General features: G+C 50.3%; 14 protein-coding genes and 2 pseudogenes. 15 read left to right on the top strand and 1 reads right to left on the bottom strand.

Translation table 11 applies throughout. From position 1 onward, the window contains the following. The first annotated feature begins 76 nt into the window (after positions 1 to 76). From rpsA to ABIC79_RS04235, 11 genes and pseudogenes are all read left to right on the top strand, one after another. On the top strand, positions 77 to 1750 hold the full coding sequence (rpsA, locus tag ABIC79_RS04285) for a 30S ribosomal protein S1 (protein ID WP_015689619.1): 1674 nt from the start codon (positions 77 to 79) through the stop codon (positions 1748 to 1750). Positions 1751 to 1807: 57 nt separating this feature from the next. Then, positions 1808 to 2095, top strand: a pseudogene (gene ihfB, locus ABIC79_RS04280) (integration host factor subunit beta); the annotation flags it as partial. Positions 2096 to 2370: 275 nt separating this feature from the next. Beyond that, positions 2371 to 4617 (top strand): annotated as a pseudogene (locus ABIC79_RS04275) (DNA internalization-related competence protein ComEC/Rec2). Between the two features lie 38 nt (positions 4618 to 4655). Next, positions 4656 to 6404 carry a lipid A ABC transporter ATP-binding protein/permease MsbA gene (msbA, locus tag ABIC79_RS04270; protein WP_037036021.1) on the top strand — a complete coding sequence of 583 codons (1749 nt, stop codon included), beginning with the start codon at positions 4656 to 4658 and terminating at the stop codon, positions 6402 to 6404. Next, entirely contained in the window at positions 6401 to 7390 is a 990-nt protein-coding gene (gene lpxK / locus ABIC79_RS04265; protein ID WP_112151113.1) for a tetraacyldisaccharide 4'-kinase, read from the top strand. The genes msbA and lpxK overlap by 4 nt, the downstream gene beginning before the upstream one ends. Positions 7391 to 7739: 349 nt before the next feature. After that, positions 7740 to 7949, top strand: coding sequence for a transcription antiterminator/RNA stability regulator CspE (gene cspE / locus ABIC79_RS04260; protein ID WP_013574839.1), 210 nt, complete (start codon positions 7740 to 7742; stop codon positions 7947 to 7949). 261 nt (positions 7950 to 8210) lie between these two features. Next, entirely contained in the window at positions 8211 to 8423 is a 213-nt protein-coding gene (locus ABIC79_RS04255) for a cold-shock protein (protein WP_013574840.1), read from the top strand. Positions 8424 to 8518: 95 nt separating this feature from the next. Then, positions 8519 to 9742 (top strand): winged helix-turn-helix domain-containing protein, encoded by a 1224-nt coding sequence (locus tag ABIC79_RS04250; protein WP_112197631.1) that lies wholly within the window; start codon positions 8519 to 8521, stop codon positions 9740 to 9742. A gap of 381 nt (positions 9743 to 10123) precedes the next feature. Next, entirely contained in the window at positions 10124 to 10306 is a 183-nt protein-coding gene (locus tag ABIC79_RS04245; protein WP_013574842.1) for a Trm112 family protein, read from the top strand. Continuing rightward, complete coding sequence (kdsB, locus tag ABIC79_RS04240) at positions 10303 to 11061, top strand: 3-deoxy-manno-octulosonate cytidylyltransferase (protein WP_013574843.1); 759 nt, start codon at positions 10303 to 10305, stop codon at positions 11059 to 11061. The genes ABIC79_RS04245 and kdsB overlap by 4 nt, the downstream gene beginning before the upstream one ends. Before the next feature lie 195 nt (positions 11062 to 11256). After that, positions 11257 to 12150 carry a YcbJ family phosphotransferase gene (locus ABIC79_RS04235; RefSeq protein WP_037036018.1) on the top strand — a complete coding sequence of 298 codons (894 nt, stop codon included), beginning with the start codon at positions 11257 to 11259 and terminating at the stop codon, positions 12148 to 12150. A 1-nt stretch (position 12151) separates the two neighbouring features. Here ABIC79_RS04235 and elyC read toward each other — a convergent pair whose 3' ends face one another. Continuing rightward, on the bottom strand, positions 12152 to 12931 hold the full coding sequence (gene elyC / locus ABIC79_RS04230; protein WP_013574845.1) for an envelope biogenesis factor ElyC: 780 nt from the start codon (positions 12929 to 12931) through the stop codon (positions 12152 to 12154). Between the two features lie 155 nt (positions 12932 to 13086). On the opposite strand from elyC, the gene cmoM reads away from it, so the two are divergent. From cmoM to mukB, 4 genes are read left to right on the top strand one after another with little or no spacing between them, the layout of a single operon-like run. After that, on the top strand, positions 13087 to 13872 hold the full coding sequence (gene cmoM / locus ABIC79_RS04225; RefSeq protein WP_013574846.1) for a tRNA uridine 5-oxyacetic acid(34) methyltransferase CmoM: 786 nt from the start codon (positions 13087 to 13089) through the stop codon (positions 13870 to 13872). After that, complete coding sequence (gene mukF / locus ABIC79_RS04220) at positions 13869 to 15191, top strand: chromosome partition protein MukF (protein WP_013574847.1); 1323 nt, start codon at positions 13869 to 13871, stop codon at positions 15189 to 15191. The genes cmoM and mukF overlap by 4 nt, the downstream gene beginning before the upstream one ends. Beyond that, positions 15172 to 15903, top strand: coding sequence for a chromosome partition protein MukE (mukE, locus tag ABIC79_RS04215; protein ID WP_013574848.1), 732 nt, complete (start codon positions 15172 to 15174; stop codon positions 15901 to 15903). Before mukF ends, mukE begins: the two co-directional genes overlap by 20 nt. Further along, positions 15900 to 20348, top strand: a complete 4449-nt coding sequence (mukB, locus tag ABIC79_RS04210) for a chromosome partition protein MukB (RefSeq protein ID WP_354566584.1) — start codon at positions 15900 to 15902, stop codon at positions 20346 to 20348. Before mukE ends, mukB begins: the two co-directional genes overlap by 4 nt. The last annotated feature ends 40 nt before the right edge of the window (positions 20349 to 20388 follow it).

Here is a 20388-nt window from a genome sequence, read left to right as displayed (position 1 = left end):
AGCGGGGCATTTGAAACAACCCCATCCAGCAGGAAGCCAGATGGACGTTAAACTTAAGAACCTAAAGATTATCAACATGACTGAATCTTTTGCTCAACTCTTTGAAGAATCCTTAAAAACAATCGAAACCCGTCCTGGTTCCATCGTTCGTGGTGTTGTTGTGTCTATCGACAAAGATATCGTACTGGTTGACGCCGGTCTGAAATCTGAGTCTGCAATCCCGGCAGAACAATTCAAAAACGCACAGGGCGAACTGGAAATCCAGGTTGGCGACGAAGTTGATGTTGCGCTGGACGCTGTTGAAGACGGCTTCGGTGAAACTCTGCTGTCCCGTGAAAAAGCTAAACGTCATGAAGCTTGGATCACGCTGGAAAAAGCTTACGAAGAATCTGCAACTGTTACCGGTGTTATCAACGGTAAAGTTAAAGGCGGTTTCACTGTTGAGCTGAACGGTATTCGTGCGTTCCTGCCAGGCTCACTGGTAGACGTTCGTCCTGTTCGCGACACGCTGCATCTCGAAGGCAAAGATCTTGAGTTCAAAGTCATCAAACTGGACCAGAAACGCAACAACGTTGTTGTTTCCCGTCGTGCAGTAATTGAGTCTGAGAACAGCGCAGAGCGCGATCAACTGCTGGAAAACCTGCAGGAAGGCATGGAAGTTAAAGGTATCGTTAAGAACCTCACTGACTACGGTGCATTCGTTGATCTGGGCGGCGTTGACGGCCTGCTGCACATCACTGACATGGCTTGGAAACGTGTTAAACACCCAAGCGAAATCGTTAATGTTGGCGATGAAATCACTGTTAAAGTTCTTAAATTTGACCGTGAGCGTACCCGTGTATCACTGGGTCTGAAACAACTGGGCGAAGATCCTTGGGTCGCTATCGCTAAACGTTACCCAGAAGGTACTAAACTGACTGGTCGCGTTACCAACCTGACTGATTACGGCTGCTTCGTAGAAATCGAAGAAGGCGTTGAAGGTCTGGTTCACGTTTCTGAAATGGATTGGACTAATAAAAACATCCACCCATCTAAAGTTGTTAACGTGGGCGATGTTGTTGAAGTTATGGTTCTGGATATCGACGAAGAACGTCGTCGTATCTCCCTGGGCCTGAAACAATGCAAAAACAACCCATGGCAGCAATTCGCAGAAACCCACAACAAGAACGACCGCGTTGAAGGTAAAATCAAGTCAATCACTGACTTCGGTATCTTCATTGGTCTGGACGGCGGCATCGACGGCCTGGTTCACCTGTCTGACATCTCCTGGAACGTTGCAGGCGAAGAAGCAGTACGTGAATACAAAAAAGGCGACGAAATCGCAGCTGTGGTTCTGCAAGTTGATGCAGAACGTGAACGTATCTCCCTGGGCGTGAAGCAACTGGCTGAAGATCCATTCAATAACTACCTGTCTGTTAACAAGAAAGGTACTATTGTTACTGGTAAAGTTACAGCAGTTGACGCCAAAGGTGCTACAGTTGAATTAGCTGGCGGCGTAGAAGGTTACCTGCGCGCTTCAGAAGCTTCTCGCGACCGTATTGAAGACGCAACTCTGGTTCTGAGCGTTGGTGATGAAGTAGAAGCTAAATTCACCGGTGTTGATCGTAAGAACCGCGTAGTAAGCCTGTCCGTCCGTGCTAAGGACGAAGCTGACGAGAAAGATGCAATCGCTGTTGTTAACAACAAACCAGACGAAAGCAACTTCTCTAGTGCTATGGCTGAAGCGTTCAAAGCGGCAAAAGGCGAGTAATGACGGGGGGCGGCTCAGTCGCCCCGAAACGGTAGTTTAGCTGCAAAGCTTGGAGGTACTATGACCAAGTCTGAACTTATTGAAAGACTTGCTGGCCAGCACTCTCATATCCCGGCGAAAGCTGTTGAGGATGCAGTGAAAGAGATGCTTGAGCATATGGCTGCAACCTTGGCTGATGGTGAACGCATCGAAATCCGTGGGTTTGGCAGTTTTTCTCTTCACTACCGTGCTCCGCGTGTTGGGCGCAACCCTAAAACTGGCGATAAAGTCGAGCTGGACGGCAAGTACGTTCCTCACTTTAAGCCAGGGAAAGAGTTGCGTGATCGCGCGAATATTTACGGCTGAGGCTTTCGCCTGAACGTAAATGTCTGCCTATAGCGAACGTAAAGCGGCACCTCTCGGGGTGCCGTTTTTTTTTGCTTTATGACGAATAAGTTCCCCCCCCTCTTTCAGTTGCGATCATAAAATTTTTGCGTAACGTCACGCAGCGTTTTGCTTTCCTGGTTGCTCCTTCTTTGCATGAAAATCATACTCCGGCACGAAAACATGTCTGATGAACGTGAAGGGAGTAAAACATCAAAATTTCACTGGACGAGGCTGCTTTAGCGGTTATTGCAGGGATGTTGCCACTGCTTATTTTTTCCCAACTTCCTTCGGCTATTCATCTGGTCACGCTGTGTCTTTGCGCCTCATGCTGCTTCAGATTTCATCACAAAATATTCAGCCTGATAGCGATCGGCCTGCTGAGTTTCAGTTGGGCCTCGTTTCAGGGCGGTATTCAGCTCGATCAGATTTCAGCGCTTCAGGGCACAAAGCGTCATGTTATCGCCGTGGTAGAGAGTATTAATCTCGGGAGCACCAGTACATCTTCTGTACTCTTCAAAATAGAAAAAGCAGAAGGAAAAATAATTTTCCCGCCGGTCATGTTCCGCACTAAATGGGACAAGACAGAGGGAGAACTGTTAGCGGGCCAGCGCTGGGATATGATCGTCAGTATGCGGCCCGTCCACAGCTTGCTGAATGAAGGCGGATTTGATGCCCAGCGTTGGGCGTTGGCTCAGCATGCACCTCTGACAGCAACTGTCCGTAACAGGCAGCTATTAGATGCCAGAAGTTCGCTTCGTCAGCAATTTATTCAGCGGTTGCAGCAGAAGATGCCACCGATGGAAAATACGCCCGTACTGATTGCACTGGCTTTTGGCGAAAAAGGATTAATACAGGCTGCAGACAAGCTAATGTTACAACAGACTGGCATCGCGCATCTGGTGGCGATATCAGGCCTACATATCGGAATTGCGGCGTTATTTGGATGGTGGCTGGCGCGTGGATTGCAGTATCTGCTGCCGGTAAAACTGATTGACTACCGCTTTCCGTTATTCGTGAGCGGCGTTTTTCTGCTGTTCTATACCTGGCTTTCCGGAGGCAATGCACCTGCGCTGCGTGCAACGTTTGCGGTGTTGATGTGGATCCTGCTGCGTCTGTTCCGTGTCCGCTGTCATCCGTGCCAGATATGGCTTTGGGTGGTGGCTATGCTTCTGCTGGTCGACCCTATGAATTTATTGTCCGACAGCTTCTGGTTGTCATGCTTCGCGGTGGGGGCTCTGGTTTTCTGGTTCCAGTAGGTGCCTCTTCCTGCAATGTTTCAGCAGGCATGGTATTGGGCATTGTTTCGCTGGGGGCATCTGCAGGTGGGAATGACACTTCTTCTGTTGCCCTTACAGGTCTGGATTTTCCACGGCGTAAACGTCTTCTCGTTTCCGGCCAATATGTGGGCAGTTCCGGTTGTTTCATTGATCACAGTCCCGCTGGTATTACTGGCCTTGTTGACGAACGTCGCGCCCTGCGCATTGATGGATAACGCACAAGCTCTGCTTTGGCAACTGGCGGATGCCACATTGAGATTGGCTTTGTGGGGGGTAAAAGCATTACCGGGCGGTTGGATCCCATTGGGTGAGTCATTTCTGGCCGTGAGCCTGATGGGATGGCTGGTGCTTCTGTGCTGGCGGATTTGCCCGTTGAGATATTGTCTTTCACTGTTGCTGTCTCTTTTTGCGATCTCTTCTGTCTGGCTGAACAGAAATCCATCGGAGCGCTGGCGGGTTGATATGCTTGATATCGGACATGGCTTGTCTGTTCTTATCAGCAAAAACGGCCGGGGCATTCTTTATGATACCGGCAACCGTTGGGAAGGGGGCTCAGCCGCTGAACAAAATATTATCCCTTATTTAAATTGGAAGAATATTCAGCTGGAACAGATAATTATCAGTCATAATGACATGGATCACCGGGGCGGTTTGGCCCCGTTACAAAACCGTTATCCTGCCGCCAGCGTTCGTGAAAGTGCTTTGTCGGATCAGCATCATCTGAAATGCATAGCAGGCGAGCAATGGCGCTGGCAGGGGCTGGATTTTAACGTTTTGTGGCCGGATAAAATGTCAGAGGATGCAGGGAATAACGACAGCTGCGTTATCCGCATTGATGACGGTTCATTCAGTTTGCTCCTGACCGGAGATATTGAAACTGAAACAGAAAAAGCGTTAGTCAGGAAGTGGCGGAGCGAACTGCAAGCCACTGTACTTCAGGTTCCTCATCATGGCAGCAATACGTCATCGACACCTCCATTTTTGCGGGCAGTTAAGCCGGTTATCGCACTGGCGTCCGCATCCCGTTTTAATAAATGGCATCTGCCGGCACATAAAGTTGTTAGCAGATACAACAAAGCGCACTATGACTGGCATTCAACGTCTGAATCGGGTCAACTCAGCCTCTTCGTTTTTGATGATTATTGGACAATTAAAGGCTTACGTGAGCAATTAATCCCCCGTTGGTATCACCGCCAGTTTGGAGTATCTACAGATAATGAGTAGAATAGACCGCTATTTCTTTCGATGCTGGTTGATATTGCATGATGAACGATAAAGATCTCTCCACATGGCAGACATTTCGTCGCCTTTGGCCGATGATCACACCTTTTAAAGCCGGGCTGATCGCTGCGGCTATTGCGCTGGTCGCAAACGCCGCCAGTGATACTTTCATGCTGTCTTTGCTGAAGCCTCTGTTAGATGACGGTTTTGGTAAAGCTGACCGCTCGATCCTACTCTGGATGCCATTGGTCGTTATCGGTCTGATGGTTGTGCGTGGGGTCAGTGGCTACATTTCGAGTTACTGCATTTCATGGGTTTCGGGCAAAGTGGTGATGCATATGCGTCGTCGTCTGTTTGGTCACATGATGAGAATGCCCGTAGCATTCTTTGACCAGCAATCTACCGGTACTTTACTTTCCCGTATCACCTATGATTCCGAGCAGGTGGCGTCTTCATCATCCAGTGCGCTCGTGACCGTCGTACGTGAAGGTGCGTCAATCATTGGTCTGTTTGTCATGATGTTCTATTACAGCTGGCAGCTTTCTGTAATCCTGTTGGTGATTGCGCCGATTGTTTCTGTTGTTATCCGTGTGGTGTCTAAGCGCTTCCGTAATATCAGTAAAACAATGCAAAACACCATGGGACAGGTGACGACCAGCGCGGAACAGATGCTCAAAGGTCATAAAGAAGTGTTGATCTTCGGTGGCCAGAAAGTTGAAACCGCGCGTTTTGATAAAGTGAGTAACCGTATGCGCCAGCAGGGTATGCGTATGGTTTCCGCTTCTTCAATTTCAGACCCGATTATTCAGTTGATCGCCTCTCTGGCATTGGCATTCGTGTTGTATGCGGCAAGCTTCCCGTCCGTGATGGAAACGCTCAGCGCGGGTACTATCACCGTTGTGTTCTCTTCTATGATTGCCCTGATGCGTCCGCTGAAGTCCCTGACTAACGTGAACTCCCAGTTCCAGCGCGGTATGGCCGCTTGTCAGACGCTGTTCTCAATCCTGGATATGGAACAGGAAAAAGACGAAGGGAAACTGGAAGTCAAACGCGTTAACGGAAATGTCGAATTCAAAAACGTGACCTTCACTTATCCGGGGCGCGATATTCCTGCTTTGCGTGATATTTCCTTTAACCTGCCGGAAGGTAAAACCGTTGCACTGGTTGGCCGCTCAGGTTCCGGTAAATCGACTATCGCGAATTTGCTGACCCGTTTCTATGATATTCAGGAAGGTAAAATCCTGATGGATGGTCATGATCTGCGGGAATATACCCTGTCGTCATTACGTGATCAGGTGGCACTCGTTTCTCAGAACGTCCACCTGTTCAATGATACCATTGCCAATAACATCGCTTACGCCCGTACGGATATGTACTCCCGCGAAGAAATCGAAAAAGCGGCGACGATGGCTTACGCGATGGACTTTATCAGCAAAATGGATCAAGGGCTGGATACGGTCATTGGTGAAAATGGCGTTCTGCTCTCTGGTGGCCAGCGTCAGCGTATCGCAATTGCGCGTGCCTTGCTGCGTGACTCGCCGGTTCTGATCCTTGATGAAGCGACATCTGCCCTTGATACTGAATCTGAGCGTGCTATTCAGGCTGCACTCGACGAACTACAGAAAAACCGCACATCCCTGGTGATCGCACACCGTTTATCCACTATTGAAAAGGCCGATGAGATTCTGGTCATTGAAGATGGTTGCGTGGTGGAACGTGGTTCACATACGAGCCTGCTCGAAGAGCGTGGTGTTTACTCACAGCTGTACCGGATGCAGTTTGGCCAATGATTGAGCGCATCTGGTCAGGGAAATCACCGCTATATCTGTTACTCCTGCCTCTTTCATGGTTGTACGGGTTAGTTTCAACTTTGATCCGTTACAGCTATAAAACGGGGCTTAAAAAAAGCTGGCGGGCTTCGGTGCCTGTCGTGGTGGTCGGAAATCTGACTGCCGGAGGTAATGGTAAAACGCCGGTGGTGATCTGGCTGGTTGAAACACTCCAGCAGCATGGTTTTCGTGTTGGAGTCGTTTCGCGCGGTTATGGTGGCAGGGCTGAGCACTATCCCTTATTGCTGACGGAGGCGACGCCCACCACGCAGGCAGGTGATGAGCCTGTGCTGATATTTCAGAGAACCGGGGCACCGGTTGCGGTGTCTCCGGTTCGCTCTGATGCGGTAAAAGCATTACTTGGTGCAAATGAGTTAGACGTTATCATTACGGATGACGGATTACAGCATTATGCACTTCAGCGTGATATCGAAATTGTTGTGATCGACGGAGTCCGCCGTTTTGGTAATGGTCACTGGTTACCTGCAGGACCTATGCGTGAAAGAGAATCTCGTTTGCGGTCAGTGGATGCGGTTATTACCAATGGCGGCACAGCCCGTCCTGGTGAGTTAGCGATGTTCTTGCAACCTGGCAAAGCGATAAATTTGGTCACAGGTGAACAGTGTGATGCTTCTGCATTGAAAAATGTGGTTGCGATTGCCGGCATCGGGCATCCACCGCGTTTCTTTTCCACGTTGAAACAGCTAGGGATAAATGTACAAAAGGAAGTCGCTTTTTCGGATCATCAGGCTTACACCTCCGGACAACTGTCAGCTGTGAAGGCACCAGGACAGATCCTTCTGATGACTGAAAAGGATGCAGTAAAATGTCGTTCTTTTGCTCAGCCAGACTGGTGGTATTTACCGGTTGACGCCAAAATCGAGGGTGATCAGGCTGAGAAACTGCTCCAAAGAATAGCTGAGCTTATTTTGCAAAAGATGCATTGATACAGCAAAAACAGCCCGTTTTCGTGCGTCTGATAAAAATTTACGTAAATCTAAAGTTTCAATCCCCCTGATTTTAAAGACTAATATTCACCGTTAATGTTTAACGTCAGAATAATTGCGCAACGTGACTTGCTATTGCGCTGCACTTATGAGTAAATGCGTGCAGCCTGTGTTGCAGCGCTATTTATGTATGAGTGTAGAGTAAAGCAGTTCCTCCCAGACGTTATCTCTTTCCCGATGATTCCGCTTCCAAGACGAACCTTCTAAGTCCTCCCCATAAGTAATTGTCTGAACTATTGGCTAGCATTGCCGAATGGCAGGATTTTATATTTTGTAAAAGGTTTTAAATATGTCGAAGAAAAATGGTCAGGTTAAGTGGTTCAATGAAAGCAAAGGTTTTGGTTTTATTGAACAGGCTGATGGCGGTAAGGATGTATTCGTACATTTCTCTGCAATCGCAACCGATGGTTTCAAAACTCTGGCCGAAGGCCAGCGTGTAGAATACACCATTCAGGATAGCCCGCGCGGTCCTGCTGCTGCTAACGTTATTGCACTCTGATAAGAGACAAACGTGATGATATGAAACAACGTTAATCGCTCATCATATCAGCAGAGTAAAACCCGCCGGATGGCGGGTTTTACATACCTGAAAAGGTAAATACGGCGTTTATAAGACGTCGTGAAAGTTGTAAAAGTAGTCGTTAAAACTAATTCGCTCATTAGAGGTTTTTTATAAAAAAATAACTTAGCAATGGGCAAACGCATCCGAACAATAATAAAAAAGTGTGTTCATGGATGCCCAAAAGAAAGGATAGAAATTATGATGTTAAAAATGGGTTTAGTTAAATGGTATAATCAGGCTAAAGGCTACGGTTTTATTTGCCCGCTTGATGGTTCTTCTGAAATTTATGTTCAGCGTACTTCCATCGCCAATACAGGGAATAAATCTCTGAGTGCCGGTCAGAAGGTGGAGTTCACCACTTACCGCAGCGTAACACATGGCCCTTCCGCGGCTGATGTTATTGCTTTCTGAGTCCGGTTTTGTTGTTCACCGTTGAGTTGAATTTTACGCTCCGGTAAAAATATGCTATCGGTATCCACAGTTAAATTGCTGCCACGGATACCGATATGTCTCACCCGGTTATATCTCTTGCTTCAGCCCGCACCCTGCATCTATCTGCGCAAAATCTTCTTAAACCAGTGACCCGAAAGCCTGTTGCTGCGGATGTCGTTCAGGCGATCCGTGATATGGGATTGCTGCAAATTGACACGATAAGCGTGGTTGCGCGCAGTCCTTATCTGGTGTTGTTCAGCCGCTTAGGTAATTACGACCCTCAATGGCTGGAACAAGCCCTCCCGGCAGGAAAAATATTCGAGTATTGGGCACATGAGGCCTGTTTTATTCCCAGTGAAGATTACGGACTCCTGCGCCACCGGATGCTCAATCCTCAGGGGATGGGGTGGAAATTTTCTCAGACCTGGTTTGATGAACATCAGACGGATATTGAGGCACTGCTGGGACACATTGCTGAAAATGGCCCTGTGCGTTCGGCCGATTTCAGTACAGATAAAAAGTCTGCCAGCGGCTGGTGGGACTGGAAGCCTCATAAAAAGCACCTGGAAACATTGTTTACTTCCGGGAAACTGATGGTGTCTGAACGGCGTAATTTCCACCGGGTTTACGACCTTGCTGAACGGGTGATGCCTGGCTGGGACGATGCGAGCCAGACTCTTGAACAGTCTGCAGCGGAATATCAGATGCTGCGGCGCTCGGCGCAATATCTTGGCATCTTTAGACCGGAATGGCTGGCGGACTATTATCGCCTCAGGCGGGTGAATACCAAGGCTGTGATTGCACAATTACTGATGGATGAGGAAATTACACCGGTCGAAGTGGCCGGGCTTGAAGATATTTACTATGTCCACCGGAAACAGTTTCCCCTTCTGCAACAAGCCACTGAATCACGGATCGGTTCAACGGTCACCACGCTGCTTTCACCTTTTGATCCCGTGGTATGGGATCGTAAACGCGCCTCAATGTTGTTTAATTTTGAATACCGGATCGAATGCTATACGCCGGAAGCAAAACGCCAGTACGGCTATTTCACGCTACCCATACTGCAGCGGGGTGAACTGATTGGTCGGGTGGATGCAAAAATGCATCGCAAAGAAAAACTACTGGAAGTGAAAAGCCTCCATCTCGAGCCCGATGTGACGATGTCTTCACGACGTGCAAAAGATATACACGGAGCAATCAGCCGGTTTGCACAGTGGCAGGGAGCTGAAAAAGTCAAAACCTTGAAAGTACCTGAAACGTTAACGGTGTTTTGGGAAAGAGACTGGCAGATTTAATGTCACAAAATGAAACGGCTGCATCAGGCAGCCGTTATTTCACGATGATTGCAGGTGGCATCCAGCTTAGTGGCTGAAGTTAGCGAACATTGCGATGATTTTGTTAATGGTTTTCATTTTTAGTGCTCATATTGAAGGTGTTTAGTGTGACGTGCATCACAAAAAAATTGTACTCCCACGAAATCGGCAGCGCAATGCTCCTCAGGAGATATTTTTTATTTACAGAAATGTAACTTCTTTGAAGTCGTATCGGAGGATGAGTGAGGATTAACGCGGGGTGCGGCGTTATGTTATTCTCCTGAACCGCTATGTTGTGTTTCCAATGCTTTTTTACGTTACACCTTGCTGAAAATGCGGTGTATTCGCCTCCGGGAGGAATTTATGGACCACCGTTTGCTTGAAATCGTTGCGTGCCCTGTATGTAACGGGAAGCTTTACTTTAATAAAGAGTCGCAGGAATTAGTGTGTAAGGCAGACAGCCTGGCTTATCCCGTGCGTGAAGGGATCCCTGTTTTATTAGAAAACGAGGCCCGCCCGCTTTCTGTTGATGAGACACACCCATGAGTTTTGTTGCTATTATCCCGGCCCGCTTCGGATCAAGCCGTTTGCCGGGGAAGCCGTTGGCCGATATCAACGGTAAACCTATGGTTGTGCATGTGATGGAACGTGCACGGGAGTCGGGTGCTAAACGTGTAATTGTTGCGACAGACCATCCTGACGTTGTGGCGGCGGTTGAAGCTGCGGGTGGTGAAGTTTGTCTTACCCGACCTGATCATCAGTCAGGCACTGAGCGTCTGGCAGAAGTCATCGATTTATGTCAGTTTTCCGATGATGAAATTATCGTTAATGTTCAGGGCGACGAGCCGCTGATCCCGCCTGTTATCATCCGTCAGGTGGCTGATAATCTGGCAAACAGTGAAGCAGGAATGGCAACACTGGCAGTGCCAATTGAAACAGCGGAAGAAGCGTTTAACCCGAATGCGGTCAAAGTGGTTCGGGATGCCAAAGGTTACGCCATGTATTTTTCCCGCGCTACAATTCCGTGGGAACGTGAACGTTTTGCCGTGTCGAAAGAAACGGTTGGTGATGTCTTCCTTCGTCACATCGGTATTTATGCATACCGTGCTGGTTTCATTCGCCAGTATGTGAAGTGGGAACCGACTAAACTTGAGCACATCGAATTACTCGAACAACTCCGGGTGCTGTGGTACGGTGAAAAAATCCACGTTGATGTAGCGAAGGCCATTCCTTCTGTGGGTGTCGATACCGCTGAGGATCTGGAACGTGTGCGCGTGATTTTGGGGCATAAAAATTCCTGACCACACAGAGTATAAAAAGTCATAAAAGCGGAATGTTCCGGCATTCCGTTTTGTCATCACTGTTCTCTTTTCGTTTTGCGCACTGCCTTCCTGTTTCTGCCCCGACTATCCGGTTTTTGTTTGATCTGAAACGGGGTAATCCTTTCCTGAAACTTTCATCATAAACGTTAATTTATTCGTCACTGCGAACACGTTATGGAACAGCTAAAAGCCGAATTGAGTATTGTGCTGGGCGAGCGTTTATCCCGCCTCGAATGTGTCAGTGAGCAGCCTTATGCCCATCTTTTTTCCCTTTATGATGAACAGGGTTACGCGATGCCATTGATGGCGAAGAGTTTTACTTGTCAGGGAATTGCCGGGCAGGAGGCTTATAAATTATCAATGCTGGCGCGGGAGGGCGTGGTGAGGGTGCCGACGGTTTATGGCATGGTCACCACGCATCAGAAACCATATCAGGAAATATTGCTGATTGAACGTCTGCGCGGCGTATCGGCGGAAGCGCCAACACGCACCCCTGATCGCTGGCAAATCTTGCAGGAGCAAATTGTCGAGGCGATGCTGGCGTGGCACCGGATTGACAGCCACGGTTGCGTCGGTTCTGTTGACAGCACGCAGGAAAATCGCTGGGAAAACTGGTACCCGCAGCGGGTGGAGGTGTTGTGGGCAACGTTATCGAATTTACAGGCATCCGAACTCACACCTGAAGATCGCACGCTGCTTTTCCGTTCCCGTGCCTGCATTCCTAAGCTATTTGAAGAGTTCGACGATACACCGGTACTGGTACACGGCAATCTCTCGTTGCGCAGCATGCTCAAAGATCCTCGCAGCGATCAACTGCTGGCAATGATTAATCCCGGCACCGTGTTATGGGCGCCGAGGGAGTTTGATCTTTTCAGGTTGTGGGAAAAAGGCATGAGCGAGCAATTGCTGTTCAGTTATCTGCAAAAAGCACCTGTTTCAGAAACATTCCTCGCACGGCGCTGGTTGTATCTGGTGTGGGAATCAGTCGCGCATCTGATTCATACCGGTAAGCTTGATCGCCGGCAATTCGATTATGCACGGCAACAATTGTTGCCGTGGCTTAACTGAGTTACTTCGCTGCGGGTGCCGGCAGCGTCATCCATTGCCATGCGCGCCCCAGCGTTTCATACCATGCCCGCTCGCTGTGAGACAAGAACAGTGCCTGAGGCAACGCTTTTTCCCACGGATTGAGCGGGGAATCTATCGCAAGCTGATTCGCTGGTGCCGGAATAGGGTTCAGTCCCAGTTGCCGGAAGAAAATGATTGCCCGCGGCAGATGGTTTGCCGACGTCACCAGCACAAACGGCTGCTCTCCCAGCATTTCTTTAACCTGCAAGGCTTCCTGATGTGTATCCCGTGGCCTGTCGAGCAGAATAATATCGCTCTCCGGCACCCCTAAACTCTCCGCAACTTTCCCGGCGACCGCAGCACTGCTCATCGGGTTGGTCATGGCCCGCGCACCGGTGAAGATCATTTTTGAACCGGGATTTGCCCGGTAAATGCGGATCCCTTCGGCCACGCGAGGAAGGCTGTTATTGATGAGATTAGAACTCGGTGCCCACGCCGGGTTATAGGTATAACCGCCGCCCAGTACGACAACATATTTTACCGGCACATTGCCACTGGCCTGGTAAGTGGGGTAAACCGATTCAATAGGACGCAGCAGGTTATCCGCAACAGGTTGCAAGCTGAGCAGCAACAGAAGCAGCCAACTCAGTGAAAAAAACACTTTTCCGGTTTTTTGCCAGCGGGTCATCCACAGCAACACCAGTGCAATCGCCATGAAGAGCAGAATAAATGGCAGAGGTAATAGCAGGCCCCCCAGCGTCTTTTTTAGGATAAATAACATCAGAAACCGATCCTTTTGGGTGAAAAAACGACATCCGGGCGTGAATCCGCGTCAGGATGATTTATTCTATGCCAGCCTGTGCCAAAATAGCACTTCACCCGGTATCACCGCACAGCCATCATTAACAAATTGTTTTTAGAAACAGGGTTCATTTCATGCAGGATCGTAATTTCGACGATATGGCCGAGAAGTTTTCGCGCAATATCTACGGCACAACAAAGGGACGTATCCGTCAGGCTGTGCTGGGTCAGGATCTGCATGATTTACTACAGACTTTGCCTCAGCGGCCACTGCGCATCCTTGATGCGGGCGGCGGTGAAGGACAAATGGCCTGTGAACTGGCAGCTTTAGGACATAAGGTCTTGTTGTGTGATCTCTCCGGTGAGATGATCCGCCGCGCCGAGGCGGCTGCGCTGGAAAAAGGTGTGAGCGACAACATGCAATTTGTACAATGTCCGGCTCAGCATATCGCCGAACATTTGGAACAGCCGGTTGATCTGATATTGTTCCATGCGGTCATCGAATGGCTGGCCGAACCTCAACAGGCTCTGGCCGCACTGGTCGATTGTCTGACCCCCGGTGGCGCAATATCACTGATGTTTTACAATATCCACGGTCTGGTCATGCGGCACATGATCCTTGGCAATTTTGCTCATGTTGAAGCGGGTGTGCCAAAAATCAAAAAAAGCTCCCTGCTACCCGATCACCCGCTGGAACCCGCACAGGTTTACCAGTGGCTGGAAGAACTTGGGATGCAGATCAGCGGCAAGACCGGTGTTAGAGTGTTCCACGATTATTTGCGAAACAGACAACAACATAAACAGGATTTTGATGAGCTTCTGGCGCTGGAACAGCGTTATTGTCGTCAGGAACCTTTTGTTAGTTTGGGACGTTACATCCACGTGATGGCGCACAAACCCATTCTGAAGGACGAATTATGAGTGAATTTTCCCAGACTGTACCCGAACTGGTCGCCTGGGCACGCAAAAATGATTTCTCAATTTCGCTGCCAACGGAGCGGCTGGCTTTTCTTCTGGCAATCGCCACATTAAACAGCGAGCGCCTTGATGGAGAAATGAGTGAGGGTGAACTGGTGGACGCGTTTCGTCATGTCAGCAAGGGATTTGAGCAGACAAATGAAACCATCACCGTACGTGCCAATAACGCCATCAATGACATGGTGCGTCAGCGTTTGCTCAACCGTTTTGTCAGTGAACTGGCCGACGGTAATGCCATTTATCGCCTGACGCCTTTGGCGATCGGCATTTCAGATTATTACATCCGCCAGCGTGAGTTCTCAACGTTGCGGTTGTCTATGCAGTTGTCGATCGTTGCGCAGGAACTCAAGCGTGCAGCCGATGCAGCCGAAGAGGGCGGTGATGATTTTCACTGGCATCGCAATGTTTACGCGCCACTTAAATACTCTGTAGCTGAAATTTTTGACAGCATCGACATGACCCAGCGGATCATGGACGAGCAGCAGCAGGGCGTGAAAGACGACATTGCCGCGTTGCTCAATAAAGACTGGCGTGCGGCAATTTCCAGTTGTGAAATCCTCCTGTCAGAAACTTCCGGCACGCTGCGTGAATTGCAGGATACGCTCGAGGCGGCCGGTAACCTGTTGCAGGCGCATCTTATGCGTATTCAGGATGCCACGATGGTCGAACTCGATTTGAGCTTTGTCGACAAACTGGTTTTCGACCTGCAGAACAAACTCGACCGTATTACCAGTTGGGGCCAGCAGGCTATTGACCTGTGGATTGGCTATGACCGGCATGTGCATAAATTTATCCGTACCGCCATCGACATGGATAAAAATCGGGTGTTCGCCCAGCGTCTGCGCCAGTCGGTTCAGAACTATTTTGATCAGCCATGGACGCTGACCTTCGCCAATGCTGACCGTCTGCTGGATATGCGCGATGAAGAATTGGCCTTGCGCAGCGAGGAAGTGACCGGCGAACTTCCGCCAGATCTTGAGTTTGAAGAATTTAACGAAATCCGCGAACAACTTGCGGCATTGATTGAACAGGCATTACAGGTTTATCAGCAACAAAAAACGCCGCTCAATCTGGGCATGGTAATGCGCGAATATCTTAAACAGTATCCGCGTGCCCGACATTTTGATGTCGCGCGAATTGTGGTCGACCAGGCTGTGCGCCTTGGTGTGGCTGAAGCAGATTTTTCAGGATTGCATGCCGAATGGCAGGCAATCAATGATTACGGAGCCAAGGTGCAGGCCCATGTCATCGACAAATATTGAACACATAATGCCAGCTAAGCTGGCGCAGGCACTGGCGAACTCAGTGTTTCCTGCTCTCGACAGCCAGCTGCGTTCTGGCCGTCATATCGGTATTGATGAGCTGGATAACCACGCTTTCCTGATGGACTATCAGGAAGAAATGGAACTCTTTTACAGCCGCTACAACGTGGAGTTAATCCGGGCACCTGAAGGTTTCTTCTATCTGCGTCCGCGCTCCACTACGCTTATCCCGCGTTCAGTCTTATCTGAACTGGACATGATGGTGGGTAAAATCCTTTGCTATCTGTATCTCAGCCCGGAACGTCTGGCGCATGAGGGGATTTTTACCCAGCAGGAACTGTATGACGAATTACTGAGCCTGGCGGATGAAAGCAAATTACTTAAATACGTCAACCAACGTTCAACCGGCTCAGATTTGGATCGCCAGAAATTGCAGGACAAAGTCCGCACGTCCCTGAACCGACTACGCCGGCTGGGCATGGTGTATTTCATGGGGGTTGATAGCAGCAAATTCCGTATCACTGAAGCGGTATTCCGGTTTGGTGCGGATGTCCGCAGCGGCGATGACGCGCGCGAAGCACAACTGCGGATGATCCGCGACGGTGAAGCAATGCCGGTCGACAGCGCGCTGTCACTGAATGACGAAAGTGAGGACGGCGAATCGCTGGCAGTGCAGCAAGGGCATGAGAGCGCAGAGGATGAACAGGAATGATTGAACGCGGTAAATTTCGCTCACTGACGCTGGTTAACTGGAACGGGTTCTTTGCCCGTACTTTTGACCTCGACTCACTGGTCACCACGCTTTCCGGCGGTAACGGGGCCGGTAAATCCACCACGATGGCGGCTTTCGTCACGGCGCTGATCCCCGATCTGACGTTGCTGCATTTCCGTAACACCACCGAAGCGGGCGCAACTTCCGGTTCGCGTGATAAAGGCCTGCACGGTAAATTGCGCGCGGGTGTCTGTTACTCTGTTCTGGATGTGGTGAACTCCCGTCACCAGCGTATTGTCGTGGGGGTTCGTCTGCAGCAGGTCGCTGGTCGTGACCGTAAAGTCGACATCAAACCTTTCACGATTCAGGGCTTGCCGGTTGCGGTCAATCCGACGGAAATGCTGACTGAAACGGTCGGCGAGCGTCAGGCTCGTGTGCTGTCTTTGCAGGAACTGAAAGATCGCGTGGAAGCGATGGAAGGCGTGCAGTTCAAGCAGTTCAACTCGATTACCGATTACCATGCCCTGATGTTTGATCTGGGTGTTATTCCACGTCGTTTGCGATCGGCATCCGACCGTAGCAAGTTCTATCGTCTGATTGAAGCCTCGCTTTATGGCGGTATTTCCAGTGCCATCACCCGTTCCCTGCGCGACTATTTGTTGCCGGAAAACAGTGGTGTGCGGAAAGCCTTCCAGGATATGGAAGCGGCGCTGCGTGAAAACCGTATGACGCTGGAAGCTATCCGCGTTACTCAGTCTGACCGCGACCTGTTTAAACACCTGATTTCTGAAGCGACGTCTTACGTGGCTGCAGACTATATGCGTCACGCCAATGAACGCCGTATTCATCTCGATGGTGCGCTGGTACTGCGTAATGATTTGTTCACCAGCCGCAAACAGTTGTCCGGCGAGCAATACCGTCATGTCGAAATGGCACGTGAACTGGCTGAGCAAAGTGGTGCGCAAAGCGATTTAGAAACCGATTATCAGGCTGCCAGCGATCATCTGAGTCTGGTTCAGACGGCAATGCGTCAACAGGAAAAAATCGAGCGTTATGAAAGTGATCTCGAAGAGCTGACGTATCGTCTCGAAGAACAGAACGAAGTGGTGGCTGAAGCCAGCGAGCTGCACGCTGAACATGAAGCGCGCGCTGAAGCCGCTGAACTGGAAGTGGATGAGCTGAAAAGCCAGCTGGCCGATTACCAGCAGGCGCTGGATGTTCAGCAGACCCGTGCGATTCAGTATCAGCAGGCGTTGCAGGCCATTGAGCGTGCGCGCGATTTGTGCCAGATCCCCGATCTGAGCATTCAGAACAGTGAAGCATGGCTGGAAACTTTCCAGAGTAAAGAGCAGGAAGCGACTGAAATCCTGCTGATGCTGGAACAGAAGATGAGCGTCGCTTCTGCCGCCCATAATCAGTTTGAAACGGCTTATCAGCTGGTGGTAAAAATCGCCGGTGAAGTGAGCCGCAGTGACGCCTGGCAAACGGCGCGTGAATTACTGCGCGACTGGTCTTCACAACAGCATCAGGCCGAACGTGTCGAACCGCTGCGCATGCGCTTGTCCGAACTTGAAGGCCGCCTGCGTGAACAGCAGGATGCCGAACGTCAGTTGCAGGAATTCTGCAAGCGTACGGGTCAGGATGTGCATCCCGAAGATCTGGACGAAATGCAGCGTGAGCTGGAAGTACAGATCGAAGAATTACAGGGTGTTGTGTCGCAGGCAGGTGAGCGTCGCATGGAAATGCGTCAGGAACTTGAACGTGTTCAGTCTCGCATTCGCGAACTGACCGCCCGTGCACCCGTCTGGCTGGCCGCGCAGGAAGCACTTAGCCAGTTAAGCGAGCAAAGTAAGGAACCGCTGGAAAGCAGCCAGCAGGTGACCGAATACATGCAGCAGTTGCTGGAAACGGAACGCGAAACGACGGTTGAGCGTGACGAAGTGGCTGCCCGCAAGCGTCGTATTGAAGGGCAGATAACCCGCCTCAGCCAGCCAAGTGGTGCGGAAGATTCCCGCATGATCGCGCTTGCAGAACGCTTCGGTGGCGTGTTGTTGTCGGAAATTTATGATGACGTCACCATCGACGATGCGCCTTACTTCTCTGCATTGTATGGTCCGTCCCGCCACGCGATTGTGGTGCCTGATTTATCCCTGATCCGCGATCAGCTGGATGGGTTGGATGATTGCCCGGAAGACCTCTATCTTATCGAAGGGGATCCACAGTCATTTGATGACAATGTCTTTGAAGTAGAAGAAATGCAGGGCGCGGTACTGGTCAAAACGGGTGATCGCCAGTGGCGTTATTCTCACTTCCCACAGGTGCCATTGTTTGGCCGTGCGGCGCGTGAGAACCGTCTGGAAACCTTGCATAAAGAACGCGAAAACCTGTCAGAGCGTTACGCGACATTGTCGTTTGACGTGCAGAAAATTCAGCGTGCACATCAGGCATTTAGTCGTTTCATCGGCAGTCATTTAGCCGTGGCGTTTGACGCCGACCCGGAAGCTGAAATTCGCACTTTGAGCGGGCGTCGTGGCGAACTGGAACGCGCTATCAATGCGCATGAAGGCCAGAATCAGCAACAGCGTCAGCAATACGAGCAGGCGAAAGACGCTATCGGCATGCTTAATAAATTGCAGCCACGTGTCGGCTTGCTGTGTGACGAAACGCTGATTGATCGCGTTGAAGAAATCCGCGAAGAAATGGAAGAGGCACAGGATTCCGCCCGTTTCATTCAGCAACACGGTGTTTCACTGAGCAAGCTGGAACCGCTGGTATCGGTGCTGCAAAGCGACCCGGAACAGCATGAGCAACTGAAAGAAGATTACGCACAGGCGCAGCATGCACAGCGTCTGGCGAAGCAACAGGCATTCGCTCTGACGGAAGTGGTTCAGCGCCGTGCTCACTTCAGCTATACCGACTCCGCCGGCATGCTGAATGAAAACAGTGATCTGAATGACAAACTGCGTCAGCGTCTGGAACATGCGGAAGCGGAACGTACGCGTGCCCGTGAACAAATGCGTCAGCATCAGACACAACTGACGCAGTACAGTCAGGTTCTGGCCTCGCTGAAAAGTTCGTTCGATGCCAAACGCGATATGCTCAAAGAACTTAGCCAGGAATTGCAGGATATCGGTGTTCAGGCTGATGCAAATGCTGAAGCACGTGCTAAAACCCGCCGTGACGAACTGCACACCGCGCTCAGCACCAACCGGGCACGCTGTAATCAGCTCGAAAAACAAATCACCTTCTGCGAAGCAGAAATGGATAACCTGCAGAAGAAATTGCGCAAACTTGAGCGTGATTATCATCAGAGCCGCGAACAGGTAGTGACCTCGAAAGCGGGCTGGTGTGCGGTGATGCGTCTGGTGAAAGACAATGGCGTTGAACGTCGTTTGCACCGTCGTGAGCTGGCGTATATGGATGGCGACGAACTGCGTTCCATGTCGGATAAATCCCTTGGCGCGCTGCGTCTGGCGGTCTCTGATAACGAACATCTGCGCGATGTACTGCGTCTGTCCGAAGATCCAAAACGCCCTGAACGTAAAATCCAGTTCTACATTGCTGTATACCAGCATCTGCGCGAACGTATCCGTCAGGATATTATTCGTACCGATGATCCGGTTGAAGCGATTGAACAGATGGAAATCGAACTGGGCCGTCTGACCGAAGAACTGACAGCCCGTGAGCAGCAACTGGCTATCAGTTCGAAAAGTGTGGCGAATATCATCCGTAAAACCATTCAGCGCGAACAGAACCGTATCCGCCAGCTGAACCAGGGCCTGCAGGCTGTGGCCTTTGGTCAGGTGAAAAGTGTACGTTTGAACGTGAATGTACGCGAAGCGCACGCGGGACTGCTGGATGTGCTGTCTGAACAGCAGGAACAGCATCAGGATCTCTTCAGCAGTAACCGTCTGACCTTCTCGGAAGCGCTGGCGAAACTCTATCAGCGTCTGAACCCGCAAATCGATATGGGTCAGCGCACACCGCAAACTATTGGTGAAGAACTGCTGGATTACCGCAACTATCTCGAAATGGAAGTGGAAGTGAACCGTGGTTCTGACGGCTGGTTACGCGCAGAAAGCGGGGCGCTGTCAACGGGTGAAGCGATCGGTACCGGTATGTCGATTCTGGTGATGGTGGTTCAGAGCTGGGAAGACGAATCGAGCCGTATGCGCGGGAAGGATATTTCGCCTTGTCGTCTGCTGTTCCTTGATGAAGCCGCACGTCTGGATGCTAAATCTATCGCCACGCTGTTCGAGCTTTGCGACCGTCTGGAAATGCAGCTGATTATTGCGGCACCGGAAAACATCAGCCCTGAAAAAGGCACGACCTATAAACTGGTACGTAAAGTGTTCGGCAATAATGAACATGTACACGTGGTCGGTTTGCGTGGATTCTCACCTGAACTTCCGGCACTGGCCAATACGGAAGCTGACGTTTCCTGAGTGTTTTCAGATAAATAAGATGTCTGATTTTTAAAAGCCC

Source organism: Rahnella sp. 2050 (assembly GCF_040544515.1).
GTDB lineage: Bacteria > Pseudomonadota > Gammaproteobacteria > Enterobacterales > Enterobacteriaceae > Rahnella > Rahnella aceris.
This window is presented reverse-complemented; position numbering and strand designations above follow the sequence as displayed.